The organism is Massilia sp. WG5 (assembly GCF_001412595.2).
Taxonomy (GTDB): domain Bacteria; phylum Pseudomonadota; class Gammaproteobacteria; order Burkholderiales; family Burkholderiaceae_D; genus Telluria.
On the sequence record NZ_CP012640.2, the window covers coordinates 2908848 to 2921305 of the forward strand.

General features: G+C 64.8%; 11 protein-coding genes. 5 read left to right on the top strand and 6 right to left on the bottom strand.

Annotated elements, in window-relative coordinates; translation table 11 throughout:
* The first annotated feature begins 82 nt into the window (after window positions 1–82).
* Window positions 83–1540, top strand: coding sequence for a sodium:solute symporter family protein (locus AM586_RS12940; protein WP_197416477.1), 1458 nt, complete (start codon window positions 83–85; stop codon window positions 1538–1540).
* Between the two features lie 51 nt (window positions 1541–1591).
* On the opposite strand, the gene AM586_RS12945 is transcribed toward AM586_RS12940, so the two are convergent.
* The 5 genes from AM586_RS12945 to AM586_RS12965 form a co-directional block, all read right to left on the bottom strand.
* Complete coding sequence (locus AM586_RS12945; RefSeq protein WP_047825808.1) at window positions 1592–3046, bottom strand: aspartate aminotransferase family protein; 1455 nt, start codon at window positions 3044–3046, stop codon at window positions 1592–1594.
* Window positions 3047–3072: 26 nt separating this feature from the next.
* Entirely contained in the window at window positions 3073–4443 is a 1371-nt protein-coding gene (locus AM586_RS12950) for a glutamine synthetase family protein (RefSeq protein ID WP_047825807.1), read from the bottom strand.
* 116 nt (window positions 4444–4559) lie between these two features.
* Window positions 4560–5321 carry a gamma-glutamyl-gamma-aminobutyrate hydrolase family protein gene (locus AM586_RS12955; RefSeq protein ID WP_047825806.1) on the bottom strand — a complete coding sequence of 254 codons (762 nt, stop codon included), beginning with the start codon at window positions 5319–5321 and terminating at the stop codon, window positions 4560–4562.
* A gap of 186 nt (window positions 5322–5507) precedes the next feature.
* On the bottom strand, window positions 5508–5702 hold the full coding sequence (locus AM586_RS12960; protein ID WP_047825805.1) for a hypothetical protein: 195 nt from the start codon (window positions 5700–5702) through the stop codon (window positions 5508–5510).
* Between the two features lie 55 nt (window positions 5703–5757).
* Entirely contained in the window at window positions 5758–8229 is a 2472-nt protein-coding gene (locus AM586_RS12965) for a TIM-barrel domain-containing protein (RefSeq protein ID WP_229411205.1), read from the bottom strand.
* A 224-nt stretch (window positions 8230–8453) separates the two neighbouring features.
* On the opposite strand from AM586_RS12965, the gene AM586_RS12970 reads away from it, so the two are divergent.
* Both AM586_RS12970 and AM586_RS12975 read left to right on the top strand, forming a co-directional pair.
* Entirely contained in the window at window positions 8454–9908 is a 1455-nt protein-coding gene (locus AM586_RS12970; RefSeq protein ID WP_047825804.1) for an NAD-dependent succinate-semialdehyde dehydrogenase, read from the top strand.
* Window positions 9909–9912: 4 nt separating this feature from the next.
* On the top strand, window positions 9913–10278 hold the full coding sequence (locus AM586_RS12975; protein ID WP_047825803.1) for a DUF4844 domain-containing protein: 366 nt from the start codon (window positions 9913–9915) through the stop codon (window positions 10276–10278).
* Here the strand turns inward: AM586_RS12975 and AM586_RS12980 are convergent.
* A complete protein-coding gene (locus AM586_RS12980) occupies window positions 10260–10640 on the bottom strand; it encodes a nucleotide pyrophosphohydrolase (protein ID WP_047825802.1) in 381 nt (126 codons plus the stop codon). The two genes, AM586_RS12975 and AM586_RS12980, sit on opposite strands and share 19 nt — an antisense overlap.
* A gap of 91 nt (window positions 10641–10731) precedes the next feature.
* Between AM586_RS12980 and AM586_RS12985 the strand changes: the two genes are divergently transcribed.
* Together AM586_RS12985 and AM586_RS12990 are read left to right on the top strand one after the other, a co-directional pair.
* Window positions 10732–11760: a LacI family DNA-binding transcriptional regulator gene (locus tag AM586_RS12985; protein WP_047825801.1), complete on the top strand. Its 1029-nt coding sequence runs from the start codon at window positions 10732–10734 to the stop codon at window positions 11758–11760.
* A 210-nt stretch (window positions 11761–11970) separates the two neighbouring features.
* Window positions 11971–12450: a gluconokinase gene (locus AM586_RS12990; RefSeq protein WP_047825854.1), complete on the top strand. Its 480-nt coding sequence runs from the start codon at window positions 11971–11973 to the stop codon at window positions 12448–12450.
* Window positions 12451–12458 lie beyond the last annotated feature (8 nt).

Genomic DNA, 12458 nt, shown 5'->3' on the forward strand with positions numbered 1-12458 from the left:
TCGATCCAATTGCCGATTTATGCCGCTATAATCGCGAATTTTTCCCGCCCGAAATTACTCTTTCGCCCGGAGCACAAGTGCAATGAACACCATCCTGATTTCGTCTGTCGTGCTCTACCTGCTGGGCACGCTCGGCCTGGGCGTCTGGGCCGGTTCGAGGATCAAGAATACCGCCGACTTCGCCGTGGCCGGCCGCAGCCTGCCGCTGATCATGGTGATCACCACCACCTTCGCCACCTGGTTCGGCGCCGAGACCGTGATGGGCATTCCGGCCAAGTTCGTGCAGGGCGGCCTGGGCGCGCTGGTCGAAGACCCGTTCGGCGCCGGCACCTGCCTGATCCTGGTCGGCCTGTTCTTCGCCGCCCGCCTGTACAAACTGAACCTCTTGACCATCGGCGACTACTACCGCGCGCGCTACGGCAAGGGCATCGAGGTGTTCTGCTCGGCCGCGATCATCCTGTCCTACCTCGGCTGGGTGGCGGCGCAGATCACCGCGCTGGGCCTGGTGTTCTCGGTGCTGACCGGCGGCGCGATGTCGGAGACCGCCGGCATGATCGTCGGCACCCTCGCCGTGCTGATCTACGTGGTGGTGGGCGGCTTCCTGGCGGTGGCGATCACCGACTTCATCCAGATGATCGTGCTGGTGGTGGGCCTGTCCATCATCGCCTACTTCTCCTCGCAACTGGCGGGCGGCAGCGACAATGTGCTGCACATGGTCCAGCAGAAGGACCTGTGGACTTTCCTGCCGCAGGCGAAGTTCACCGACGTCGCCTTCTTCGTCGGCTCGGCCGTGACGATGATGCTGGGGTCGATCCCGCAGCAGGACGTCTACCAGCGCGTGATGTCGGCCAAGAACGCCCCGACCGCGCGCGCCGGCGCCGTGATCGGCGGCGCCAGCTACATCCTGTTCGCCGCGGTGCCGATGTTCATCGTCGCCTGCGCCGTGATCGTGATGGGCAACGAGGCGATGGAGCTGGCCAAGAACGACTACCAGCGCGTGCTGCCGACCTTCGTGATGACCCGCATGCCGCTCGTCATGCAGATCCTGTTCTTCGGCGCCCTGCTGTCGGCGATCAAGAGCACCTCTTCGGCCACCCTGCTGGCGCCCTCGACCAGCTTTACCGAGAACATCCTCAAGAACCTGCGTCCGGGCATGAGCGACCGCCAGCAGCTGCTGGCCATGCGCGTCACCATCGTCGTGTTCGCGGCCATGGTGCTGGCGTACGCGATCGCGATGAAGGGCACCTCGATCTACGACCTCGTGTCCTCGGCCTACCAGGTGACCCTGGTCGGCGCCTTCGTGCCGCTGGTGATGGGGCTGTACTGGAAGCGCGCCACCACCCAGGGCGCGATCCTGTCGATCGCGGCCGGTATCGCCACCTGGATCCTGTATTTCCCGCAGATCTCCAAGCTGGGCGAGGCCTTCCCGGGCCAGCTGGCCGGCCTGATCGCGGCCTTCGCAGGCATGTTCGCCGGCTCGCTGGCGCCGCAGGTACTCAAGAACCGGCATGAGCCGCACAAGACGGCGGTCAGTGTTTAAACGATGAACTTGGGTCCCCGCCTGTGCGGGGACCCAAGTTTTTCATCGGCGTCAGTCCAGCCATCCCCTTCCCCGCACATCGTCCAGCGTCAGGTCCAGGCAGTAGCGGATCCGCTCCACCATCTCATCGATCTGCGCCGTGCTCATCGCCAGCGGCGGCGCCACGATCATCCGGTCGCCCACCGCGCGCATGATCACGCCGTTGTCGAACATGTGCCCGCGGCACACCATCCCGACCGCCAGCTCGGGCGCGAACGCTTCGCCGTCGTGCATGCTCGTCCCCTTGCGCCGCACCAGGTTCAGCGCGGCCGCCATGCCGATGCTCTCGGCATGGCCGACCAGCGGGTGCGCGGCCAGCGCCGCGAACGCGGCCTTCAGGTGCGGCCCGGTCTCCAGCGCCACCCGCTCGACCAGCTTTTCCTCTTCCATGATGCGCAGGTTCTCGAGCGCCGCCGCGCAGGCGACCGGGTGGCCGGAATACGTGAAGCCGTGGTTGAAGTCGCCGCCCTTCTCGACCAGCGCGTGCGCGACCCGGGCGCCGACCAGCACCCCGCCCAGCGGCACATAGCCCGAGCTCACGCCCTTGGCGAAGGCGATCAGGTCGGGCCGGAAGCCCATCAGCTGGCAGCCGAACCAGGTGCCCAGGCGGCCGAAGCCGCAGATCACTTCGTCGGACACCAGCAGCACGCCGTACTTGTCGCAGATGCGCTGGATTTCGGGCCAGTAGGTGGGCGGCGGGATGATCACGCCGCCAGCGCCCTGTACCGGCTCGCCGATGAAGGCGGCGACGTTTTCCGGCCCGAGTTCGAGGATCTTCTCTTCCAGCCAGCCGGCCGCGCGCAGGCCGAACTCCGCCTCGCTCATGCCCTGTCCGTGCTGGGCGAAATGCGGCTGTTCGATGTGGTGGATGCCCGGGATCGGCAGCGCGCCCTGCGCGTGCATGCCGGCCATGCCGCCCAGCGACGCCCCCGCCACGGTGCTGCCGTGGTAGGCGTTGCGGCGGCTGATGATCGCCTGGCGCCGAGGCTGGCCCATCACCTGCCAGTAGCGCCACACCATGCGCACGATGGTGTCGTTGGCTTCCGAGCCGGAGCCGGTGAAGAACACGTGCTTGATGCCGCCGACGCCCTGCGCCAGTTCGGCCAGGCGCGCCGCCAGCATCACCGCCGGCACGTTGGTCGTGTTGAAGAAGCTGTTATAGAAAGGCAGCGTGTCCATCTGCCGGGCCACGGCGGCCGTGATGCTGGCGCGGCCGTAGCCGACGTTCACGCACCACAGGCCCGACATGCCGTCGATCAGCTTGCGGCCCTCGGAATCCCACAGGTAGATGCCGTCGCCGCGCACCATCACGCGCGCGCCGCGATCGCGCAGCGCACCATGGTCGGTGAAGGGGTGCAGGTAATGCGCGCTGTCGAGCGCCTGCAGCGCGCGCGTGTCAAAACCCGGGCTGTCGACCTCCCGGACCGGCGCGAGCACGTCGGTGCCCGCAATGATGTCGCTTGCCATGATGGACTCCCATTGTTATCCGTCTTTTACACATGGAGCAGCAGGTGTTCCCGTTCCCACGGGCTGATCACGGTCATGAACTCCTGGTGCTCGAGTTCCTTGACCGCGGAATACACATCGATGAAGCGCTCGCCCAGGATGTCGCGCAGGCGGTCGTCGCCGCGCAGCAGGGTCAGGGCTTCCGGCAGGCCCTGCGGCAGTTCGACCGCCATCTTGTAGGCGCTGCCCTCGACCATCGGGGTCGGTTCGAGCTGGTCCTGGATGCCGAGGTAGCCGCAGGCCAGGGTCACGGCCAGCGCCAGGTAGGGGTTGGCGTCGGCGCCGATCACGCGGTTCTCGACGCGGCGGTCCTGCGAGCCCGATACCGGCACCCGGATGCCGACGGTGCGGTTGTCCACGCCCCACTGCAGGTTGATCGGCGCGGCAGTGCGGCGCACGATGCGGCGGTAGGAGTTCACGTAGGGAGCGACGATCGCCATCGCCGACGGCATGTACTTCTGCAGGCCGCCGACATACCAGCGGAACAGGTCCGAAGGCGCGCCGTCCTCGGTGCTGAAGATGTTGCGGCCGGTGTCGCCGTCGACCACGCTCTGGTGCACGTGCATCGCCGAGCCGGGTTCGCCGGCCATCGGCTTGGCCATGAAGGTGGCGTACATGTCGTGCTTCAGTGCGGCCTCGCGCAGGGTGCGCTTGAAATAGAAGACCTTGTCGGCCAGGCCGAGCGGCTCGCCGTGCTGGAAGTTGATCTCCATCTGGCCGGCGCCGATCTCGTGGATCAGGGTGTCGACGTCCAGGCCCATCATGTCGCAGTAGTCGTAGATGTCCTCGAACAGCGGATCGAACTCGTTGACGGCGTCGATGCTGTAGACCTGGCGGCTGGTCTCGGAACGGCCGCTGCGGCCGATCGGCGCGGCCAGCGGCAGGTCGGGATCGATGTTCTTGGCGGTGAGGTAGAACTCGAGTTCCGGCGCCACCAGCGGCTTCCAGCCCTTCTGCTCGTACAGCTTGAGCACGCGGCGCAGCACGCTGCGCGGGGCGAAGTCGACCAGGCGGCCGTCGGCGAAATAGCAGTCGTGGATGACTTGCGCGGTCGGGTCGACGGCCCACGGCACCATCGTGATCGTGCCGGGGTCGGCCTTCAGGATCATGTCGCGGTCGGTGGTCGAGATCGCGCGGTCGAAGGCGTCGTCGTTCTCGGGCGAGTTGCCGGTGACGGTCATGCCCAGCACGATTTCCGGCAGGCGCATGCCGCGGTCTTCGGTAAATTTTACACGTGGCAAAATCTTTCCACGGGCAACACCGGTCAGGTCAGGGACCAGGCATTCGATTTCGGTGACTCGCTTGCCGTTGAGCCACTCGTCCATGTCGTTATAAGAAAAATTGTCGCGGATAGCCATGATGATGCCTCTGTTCGTTGAAAGGTCGCGGGCGCGCAAGCGCGGCCCGCAGGGCGCGGGCTTGTCTGAACAGGGAAGCTATGGAACGGAGCGGGCCGCCCATTTTTCATAGGCGGTCATAGACTCTTCCGTTTCTTGGATTGAAAGCGGGCGCGGCAGGCATCGCCGAAGGCGCCGAACATCTTCATCGAGTGCGGGTTCTGGGCAATGCGCCATTCCGGATGCCATTGGACGGCCAGGGTAAAGCCCGGCGAGATCGAGACCGAAAATGCCTCGACCAGGCCGTCCTCCGCCACCGCTTCGACCGTCAGGCCCGGCGCGAGCCCGTTGACGCCCTGGCCATGCAGGGAATTGACGGGGATTTCGTCCTTGCCCAGGATGCCGTGCAGCATCCCGCCTTCGATGATGCGGATCTTGTGCGCGTCGCCGTACTGCTCGTCCATCCCCAGCTCGGGATTCTCGCGGTGGTCGAAATGCCCCGGCACCGCCTGCACCGCCTGGAACAGGCTGCCGCCCAGCGCCACGTTCATTTCCTGGAAGCCGCGGCAGATCGCGATGATCGGAATGCCGCGCTTGACCGCCTCGCGGATCAGCGGCAGCGTGGTCTGGTCGCGCGCCGGATCCTGCGGCAGGGTCGGGTCGAGAACTTCTTCGGAGTAATAACTGGGATGAACGTTCGATGCCGAGCCAGTCAGCATGATGCCGTCGCACAGGTCGAGCATGGTTTCCAGATCGAGCGCCTCGCCCAGCGACGGCAGGATCATGGGGGCGCAATCGGCGCCGATCACGACTGCGTCGACATATTTGTGCTGGGCCGCGTGATACGGATGTTCTCCAAAATCACGGGTACAAGCGGGGACGATAACGATCGGGCGCATGTTCTCTACCTTGAAGTGAGGCGCACACGGACCATCATACTGCAATCTGATCCGAGTGCGAGTGGCCGTTGATCCAAATCAATTAGATCTGATGACGGGATGGGTCCCTGTTCAGAAACCGATAGCAAAATCTTATCGTCAACTGAAGAAGCATGCCAACACGAACCGGCAATGGCAGCGGGCGTATCACCCGGGATGGCCGCCGTGAAGCCCGAGATAGCGCCCTTCCTCGTCGACGTGCGCCGGATCGACGTCCATTTCGCTGTCCGGCATGGCCGTCAACTTGTTGAGGATGATGAAGGCCATCGTTGCGTAAGCGTGCGACAAGGATTCGTCATGGTCGAGCGGGTATTGCGCGTAGCGATAAACTTTGATGGTCATCGATACCTCCAGTACAGTCTGCGTGTCTTTCTAGACTATCACCGAACTTCCGTATTCAGCGGCAAGCCGCAATCGTCAGGTCTTTTCGGACACTGGTTTTCGGCACGACGATCTGCGTTTCCTGCTCCTTGCTCGTCTGCACCTCCGTGGCCCGGATACCGTTGATCGTGAAGCAGGCCGGCGCGGGCACGCCATGCAGCGTGATGCGATACGACCGTTGCGCCGGCGCCCCCGCATAATCGCCGCGCGCGGCGCCGATATGCAGTACGCCGGCGGCGGCGCGGTAGCTGATCGCTGTCGTCATTTGCCTGCCGTGCAGCCGGTAATCCTCGGTGGTGTCGTCGTCCTCGATGAGCTGGCTGTCGCCGTCGGCGCCGCCGTACACGTCGAGTCGCAGCATCGACTTGTCGGCGAACCGGGTGCTGAGTGCGAATGCCTGCCCAGGAATGATCGAGCCCGCTTTCACGAACAGCGCGATTTCATTGGCATCCGGCTTGATGGGAATGACCGTGTCGCCTTGCAGGACATGCTGCGGTCGCCAATAGTCGAACCACTGTCCCGGGGGTAGCCAGACATCCTGCACCTGGTCGGCGCTGGTGAACGGCGCCACCAGCAGACTTGGCCCCCACATGTATTGCAGATCGTATTGCCAGGCTTTTTCCTGCTCCGGGTAGGCGAGCAGCATCGCGCGGGCGATCGGCATGCCGGTGCTGGCGGCTTCGTGCGCGGCCGAATACATGTAAGGCATCAGTTCATAGCGCAGCCTGGCGAACCGGTGGGCGACCGCCTGTTCTTCGCCGCTACGATCGAGCGGCCATCGCGATGGGCCGGCGCCGTGCGGTTTCCAGATCGGCGCGAAGCTGCCGAAGGCCATCGACCATTTCATGTACAGCTCGGCGTCCGGGCCGGTTTTCGCCGTCCAGTCGTAGAAACCGCCGGCATCGTGGCCCCAGTACGGGAATCCCGACAGGCCGGCAAGCTGCATGCCGCGGATCTGCATCTTCATTTCGTCGAAGTTCGGCTTGATATCGCCGCTCCACAAGGTAGCGTAACGCTGCGCGCCGGCGGTCATGCCGCGTACCCAGACATAGGGCCTCTCCTTGATGGCCGATGTATCCCAGCCCTGCTGGACCAGGGCTTTCGAAATCAGGAAGAACCAGTAATTGCGCATTTCGGCCGAACTCAGTCCATTGGCGAGGATCATCGTTTCCGGCGCAGCACCCTGTTCGTCGAATTCGTCGATCCATAATGCGTCGCCCGGATAGTGCAAGGCAGGATCCAGGGACTTCTTGTACAGGATGTCCCAGAACCACTTCCTGAATGCGGGATTGGTCAGGTCCGGCGCGCTCTGGGCGAAATCGATCTTGCCGGGTTCGGGCAGGTTGAAACTCCTGCGCCAGCCTTCGCTGTATTGCGCCACGCAGCGGTTGAAATCGAGCGTCGACACCAGGCCATTGGCCTTCAGCCAGCGCTGGTATTCGCGCGGGTCGGGATACCGGCCCTTGTCCCATTCGATATACGATTCGCAGCGCTTGCCGCCGCCGGCGCGCCAGCGGTTGTCGTTGACGACGTGGTCGAGCGGGAAGCCGGCCGCCCGGTGCGCCATGATCTTCTGCTTCCACCAGGCTTCGTCGGACGGCGTCGGCGAATCGTGGTCGTGGCTCTTGTCCGACAGGGCCAGGCCGAACATCGCTTTGGCCGGCAGGCGCGGCTTGCCGGTCAGTTCGACGTAGTGGGCCAGCACGTCCTTCGGCTGCGGTCCGGCGATGAAGAAATAATCCATGCGGCCATCGAAGCCCAGGGTATCGATGCCGAACTCGTAGTCTCCGTCCTTGCCGAAGTTGAAGAAGTTCTTGAAGGTGCTGTTCAGGAAGACCCCGTAGCCCTTGCTGGAAATATAGAAGGGCACCAGCAGCGGGGCCTGGTCGATCTGGGCGGCGCCGTAATTGCGTGTCAGCGATTGGCCTTTCAGGTCGATCGACTGCGAACGCCCGAAATAACTGTGCCCCAGGGCCGTGAAGTGTTCATGGTCGTCGAATGCAAAGCGCCGCCTGATCACCTGCCCTTGCCATTCGACGCCGCCGCGTTCCTGCAGGACCGGCGCCGGCCGGCCATCGATGAAATAACGGATCGCCAGCGTGTCCTGGTCGATATCGAGTTCGATGGCATTCGGTCCGTCGAGCCTGAGGATCGTCATGCCGTCGCGTCGGCTGACACGGAATGCATTCTTGTAATCGTGCGAGGCCACCATCTCGTAATGATGGTCGTCGAAATATTTTTCGCCGGCGCGCACGCTTTGGATCCGCACGATATTCTGTCCATAAGCAGTCAGGCGCAGCTGCTCGCCGTGCGCGCCGTTCACCAGTACGGTATGCCTGGACGGTGCGTTCTCCCTGGCCGGGGCCGCGCCGGCAGCGGCGGCCGCAACGATCAACATCCCCAGGCTTGCGGCACGGGCGATCGCGCGCATGCGCGTCACGCCGGCGCGCGGAAATGCGGTACGGCCCCTGGTCTTCAAGCTTTTCATCCCTGTCCGCCTTTTTTTCGGTTCGTTCCTGATGCCGCAAGTGCACAACCTGCGCCAGCCCGGCTGAATTGTACAGATCAGCTCGCGAATTGCGGTTCGCAACGCGGACCTGGGAAGCTTCCGCATGCAAGACAGTTGCGTGGGGACGGCCACGGCGTACCCAAAACGGGCCGGCGGATTGCGTGGTATCTTTGTCTTCTAACACGAACAAGCACGAGGAACCCATGCTGAACCTGAAAGATCCTTCCCTGCTGCGCCAGCAAGCGTATATCGATGGCGAATGGTGCGATGCCGTCGAAGGCCAGACCGTGACGGTGACCAATCCGGCCACCGGCGAATCGCTGGGCACCGTACCCCACATGGGCGCGCAGGAAACCCGCCGCGCGATCGAGGCCGCGAACGCCGCCTGGCCGGCATGGCGCAAGAAGACCGCGCGCGAGCGCGCCCTCATCCTGCGCAAGTGGAATGACCTGATGCTGGAAAACGCGGACGACCTGGCGGCCATCATGACCGCCGAACAGGGCAAGCCGCTGGCGGAGGCCAAGGGCGAGGTCGGCTATGCAGCCTCGTTCTTCGAATGGTTCGGCGAGCAGGCCAAGCGCATCGAAGGCGACGTGCTGGAATCGCCGGCGCGCGACCGCCGCCTGATCGTGACCAAGGAGCCGATCGGCGTCTGCGCCGCGATCACCCCGTGGAACTTCCCGTCCGCGATGATTACCCGCAAGGTCGCGCCGGCCCTGGCCGCCGGCTGCCCGATCGTCCTGAAGCCTGCCGAACTGACCCCGTTCTCAGCCCTGGCCCTGGCCGTGCTGGCCGAACGCGCCGGCGTACCGAAAGGCGTGTTCTCGATCGTCATCGGCGATGCGAAAGCAATTGGCGCCGAAATGTGCGCGAATCCGACCGTGCGCAAGCTGAGCTTCACGGGCTCGACCCCGGTCGGCCGCGTGCTGATGGAACAGTGCGCGCCGACGATCAAGAAGCTGTCGCTGGAACTGGGCGGCAACGCCTCCTTCATCGTGTTCGACGATGCCGACCTCGACGCCGCGGTCGAGGGCGCGATCGCCTCCAAATACCGCAACGCCGGCCAGACCTGCGTCTGCGCCAACCGCATCTACGTGCAGGACGGCGTGTACGACGAATTCGCGCGCCGCTTCACCGAGAAGGTCAAGGGACTGAAGGTCGGCAACGGCATGGAGCCGGGCGTGAACCAGGGTCCGCTGATCGAGGACAAGGCCATCGTCAAGGTCGAGAAGCATATCGCCGACGCGCTGGGCAAAGGCGCTCGCCTGCTGCTGGGTGGCAAGCGCCATGAGCTCGGTCACAGCTTCTTCCAGCCGACCGTGCTGGCCGACGTGACGCCCGACATGCTGGTGTCGGACGAGGAAACCTTCGGCCCGGTGGCGCCGCTGTTCCGCTTCAAGACCGAGGAGGAAGTGATCGCCCTGGCCAACAACACCGAATACGGCCTGGCCTCCTACTTCTACTCGCGCGACATCGGCCGCGTATGGCGCGTGGCCGAACAGATCGAGACCGGCATGGTGGGCGTGAACACCGGCCTGATCTCGAACGAGATCGCGCCCTTCGGCGGCGTGAAGCAGTCCGGCCTGGGCCGCGAAGGCTCGAAGTACGGCATGGACGACTACCTGGTCATCAAGTACATCTGCCTCGGCGGCGTATAAAGCCATGGCCCGCGATCCCATGGCCGAGGTCAAGGATGCGCCGCTGTTCGTCGTGCCGCGCACGCTCGAGCAGTTGCGCGCCTACCGCGACGGCCCCAAGCTGGCCGACCTGCCGGGCGAGAACCCGTCGGCGGAACGCGAGCGCCTGGCGGTGATGCTGGATGACCTGGCCACCCGCCTGCTCGCCGGGATCGCGGGACATCCGACCAAGTTCTGGGTGCTCAAGCAGTTCCAGCAATCGCTGGAGCTGGTGCAGGAAGAAGACACCGAGGCGCGCGAGCACGTCGGTGTCGAACTGGAGAGGCTGATGGAGATCCTCGGCGTCGACAGTTCGGATGGGGTGCTGAGCCACTACCTGGGCGGTATTTGATATTCGTAGTACTTGCGCGCATCGCCGCGCACCTGCTCGGCCGGGTACTTGGCCCGGTTGAGCACCATCTTCTCCTGCACGGCCGCCAGCAGGTCGACGTCGAGCTTGTCGGCCAGCCGCACCAGGTAGACCAGCACATCGGCCATCTCGTGCCGCACTTCCCGCAGCTTGTCCGGGCCGAGCTCCTCGGCGCGGCCGTGCTGCAGCCACTGGAAGTGCTCGAGCAGCTCGGCCGCCTCCACCGTCAGCGCGGACGCCAGGTTCTTCGGCGAATGGAACTGGTCCCAGTCGCGCTCGTCGACGAATTCGCGCACGATCTCCCGTAGCCGGGCGAGGTCGCCAAATGCCGAATCATTTGCCATAATCGTGCTCCAATACAAGTGTCCCTTGTGGGACGGCCATGATACAGCGGTCGCCTCCCCGAAGGCGCTGATAACGCTACCAAACCAGACGATGAACAAACCAGAAACCCTTCGCAACCGTGGCAGCGGCCGCGTCACCCTGTCCGAGGTGGCGGCGCGGGCCGGCGTCGGGACCATGACGGTGTCGCGCGCGATCAACCAGCCGGAACTGGTGTCGGCCGCACTGCGCGCGCGCGTCGAGGAGGCCGTGGCGGCGCTGGGCTACGTGCCCAACCGCGCCGCCCGCGCGCTGGCCTCGAGCCAGTCGAAGGTGATCGTGGTGCTGGTGCCGTCGCTGTCGAACGCCGTGTTCACCGAGGTCCTCGCCGGCATCCAGGATGCCCTGGAAAAGGATGACTACCAGATCCTGATCGGCAATACCCGCTACTCGGATGCCGAGGAAGAAAAGCTTCTCAATATTTACCTGCAGTCGAACCCGGACGGCGTACTGCTGTCGGGCCTCACGCACAGCAAGCAGGTGACGAAGATCCTGGCCTCGTCGAAACTGCCGGTGGTGTCGATGATGGATCTCGGCAGTTCGCCGGACGCGCTGTCGGTCGGCTTCTCCCAGCTCGAGGCCGGCTACACCATGACCCGCTACCTCATCGACAAGGGGTACAAGCGCATCGGCTTCATGGGCGCCCAACGCGACGAGCGTACGCTGAAGCGGGCCGAGGGCTACCGCCGCGCCTTGCAGGAAGCCGGCCTGTACGACCCGCAGCTCGAGACCATGGTGGCCGACCCGTCCACCATCGCGCTCGGCGCCGAACTGCTGGGGCGCATGCTGTCCGTGACACCCGACTGCGACGCCATCTTCTGCTGTAACGATGACCTGGCCCAGGGCGCGATCTTCCAGTGCCAGCGGCGCGGCATCGCCGTACCCGGCCGACTCGCCATCTGCGGCTTCAATGACCTGCCGGTGTCGGCCTGGATGAATCCGTCCCTGTCCACCATCGCCACGCCGCGCTACCGCGTCGGTTTCGAAGCGGCGCAGCTGCTGCGCGCCGTCATCCGCGGCGAGACCCCCGCCCTTACCCGCGTCGACCTCGGCTTCACCCTGATGGCGCGCGAGAGCGCCTGATCTTCCTTCCCGGCCGCTTCCCACGGGAGCGGCCGCGGCATCGCCCACTCCCTGTGCTGCGCCGCAGCATGGAAACTGCTTTACAAAACCATCGATCGGCGTAGACTCGCCACGTCTGATAGCGCTACCAAATTTATCATGATCTATCATCAGCCCGTCAATCAAATCATCGCCCCATCCCCGTCCGCCGAACCGGCCCGCTGGGTCGTCATGGGCGTCTCCGGCTGCGGCAAGAGCGAAGTCGGACAACGGCTGGCGCAGGCGCTGGGCGTGCGCTTCCTCGAAGGCGACGCCTACCACAGCGCATCGAACGTGGCCAAGATGGCTTCCGGGATTCCCCTCGACGACAACGACCGCGCCGACTGGCTGCATACCCTGCAGGCCGAGATCGCCGCTGCCCGTACGCGCGGCGAAGGCCTGGTGCTGGCCTGTTCGGCCCTCAAGCGCCGTTACCGCGACCTGCTGCGCGCCGCCGACCCCGGCCTGCGCTTTGCCCACCTGAGCGGCCCGCGCGAGCTGATCGCCCAGCGCATGCTGGCGCGGACTGCCCACTACATGCCGGCCTCGCTGCTCGACAGCCAGCTGCGCGACCTCGAACCCCTGCAGCAGGACGAAGCCGGCCTGCTGCTCGACATCAGCAAGCCGCTCGCGGCGCTCACCGAAGAGATTCTTCACCCCGAGGGTCGCTAGAACCCATT

What these genes read in the sequence shown, in the direction of transcription:
- AM586_RS12940 (WP_197416477.1), top strand. Translation starts at nt 83, where the DNA reads ATGAACACCATCCTGATTTCGTCTGTCGTGCTCTACCTGCTGGGCACG.
- AM586_RS12945 (WP_047825808.1), bottom strand. Translation starts at nt 3,046, where the DNA reads ATGGCAAGCGACATCATTGCGGGCACCGACGTGCTCGCGCCGGTCCGG.
- AM586_RS12950 (WP_047825807.1), bottom strand. Translation starts at nt 4,443, where the DNA reads ATGGCTATCCGCGACAATTTTTCTTATAACGACATGGACGAGTGGCTC.
- AM586_RS12955 (WP_047825806.1), bottom strand. Translation starts at nt 5,321, where the DNA reads ATGCGCCCGATCGTTATCGTCCCCGCTTGTACCCGTGATTTTGGAGAA.
- AM586_RS12960 (WP_047825805.1), bottom strand. Translation starts at nt 5,702, where the DNA reads ATGACCATCAAAGTTTATCGCTACGCGCAATACCCGCTCGACCATGAC.
- AM586_RS12965 (WP_229411205.1), bottom strand. Translation starts at nt 8,229, where the DNA reads ATGAAAAGCTTGAAGACCAGGGGCCGTACCGCATTTCCGCGCGCCGGC.
- AM586_RS12970 (WP_047825804.1), top strand. Translation starts at nt 8,454, where the DNA reads ATGCTGAACCTGAAAGATCCTTCCCTGCTGCGCCAGCAAGCGTATATC.
- AM586_RS12975 (WP_047825803.1), top strand. Translation starts at nt 9,913, where the DNA reads ATGGCCCGCGATCCCATGGCCGAGGTCAAGGATGCGCCGCTGTTCGTC.
- AM586_RS12980 (WP_047825802.1), bottom strand. Translation starts at nt 10,640, where the DNA reads ATGGCAAATGATTCGGCATTTGGCGACCTCGCCCGGCTACGGGAGATC.
- AM586_RS12985 (WP_047825801.1), top strand. Translation starts at nt 10,732, where the DNA reads ATGAACAAACCAGAAACCCTTCGCAACCGTGGCAGCGGCCGCGTCACC.
- AM586_RS12990 (WP_047825854.1), top strand. Translation starts at nt 11,971, where the DNA reads ATGGGCGTCTCCGGCTGCGGCAAGAGCGAAGTCGGACAACGGCTGGCG.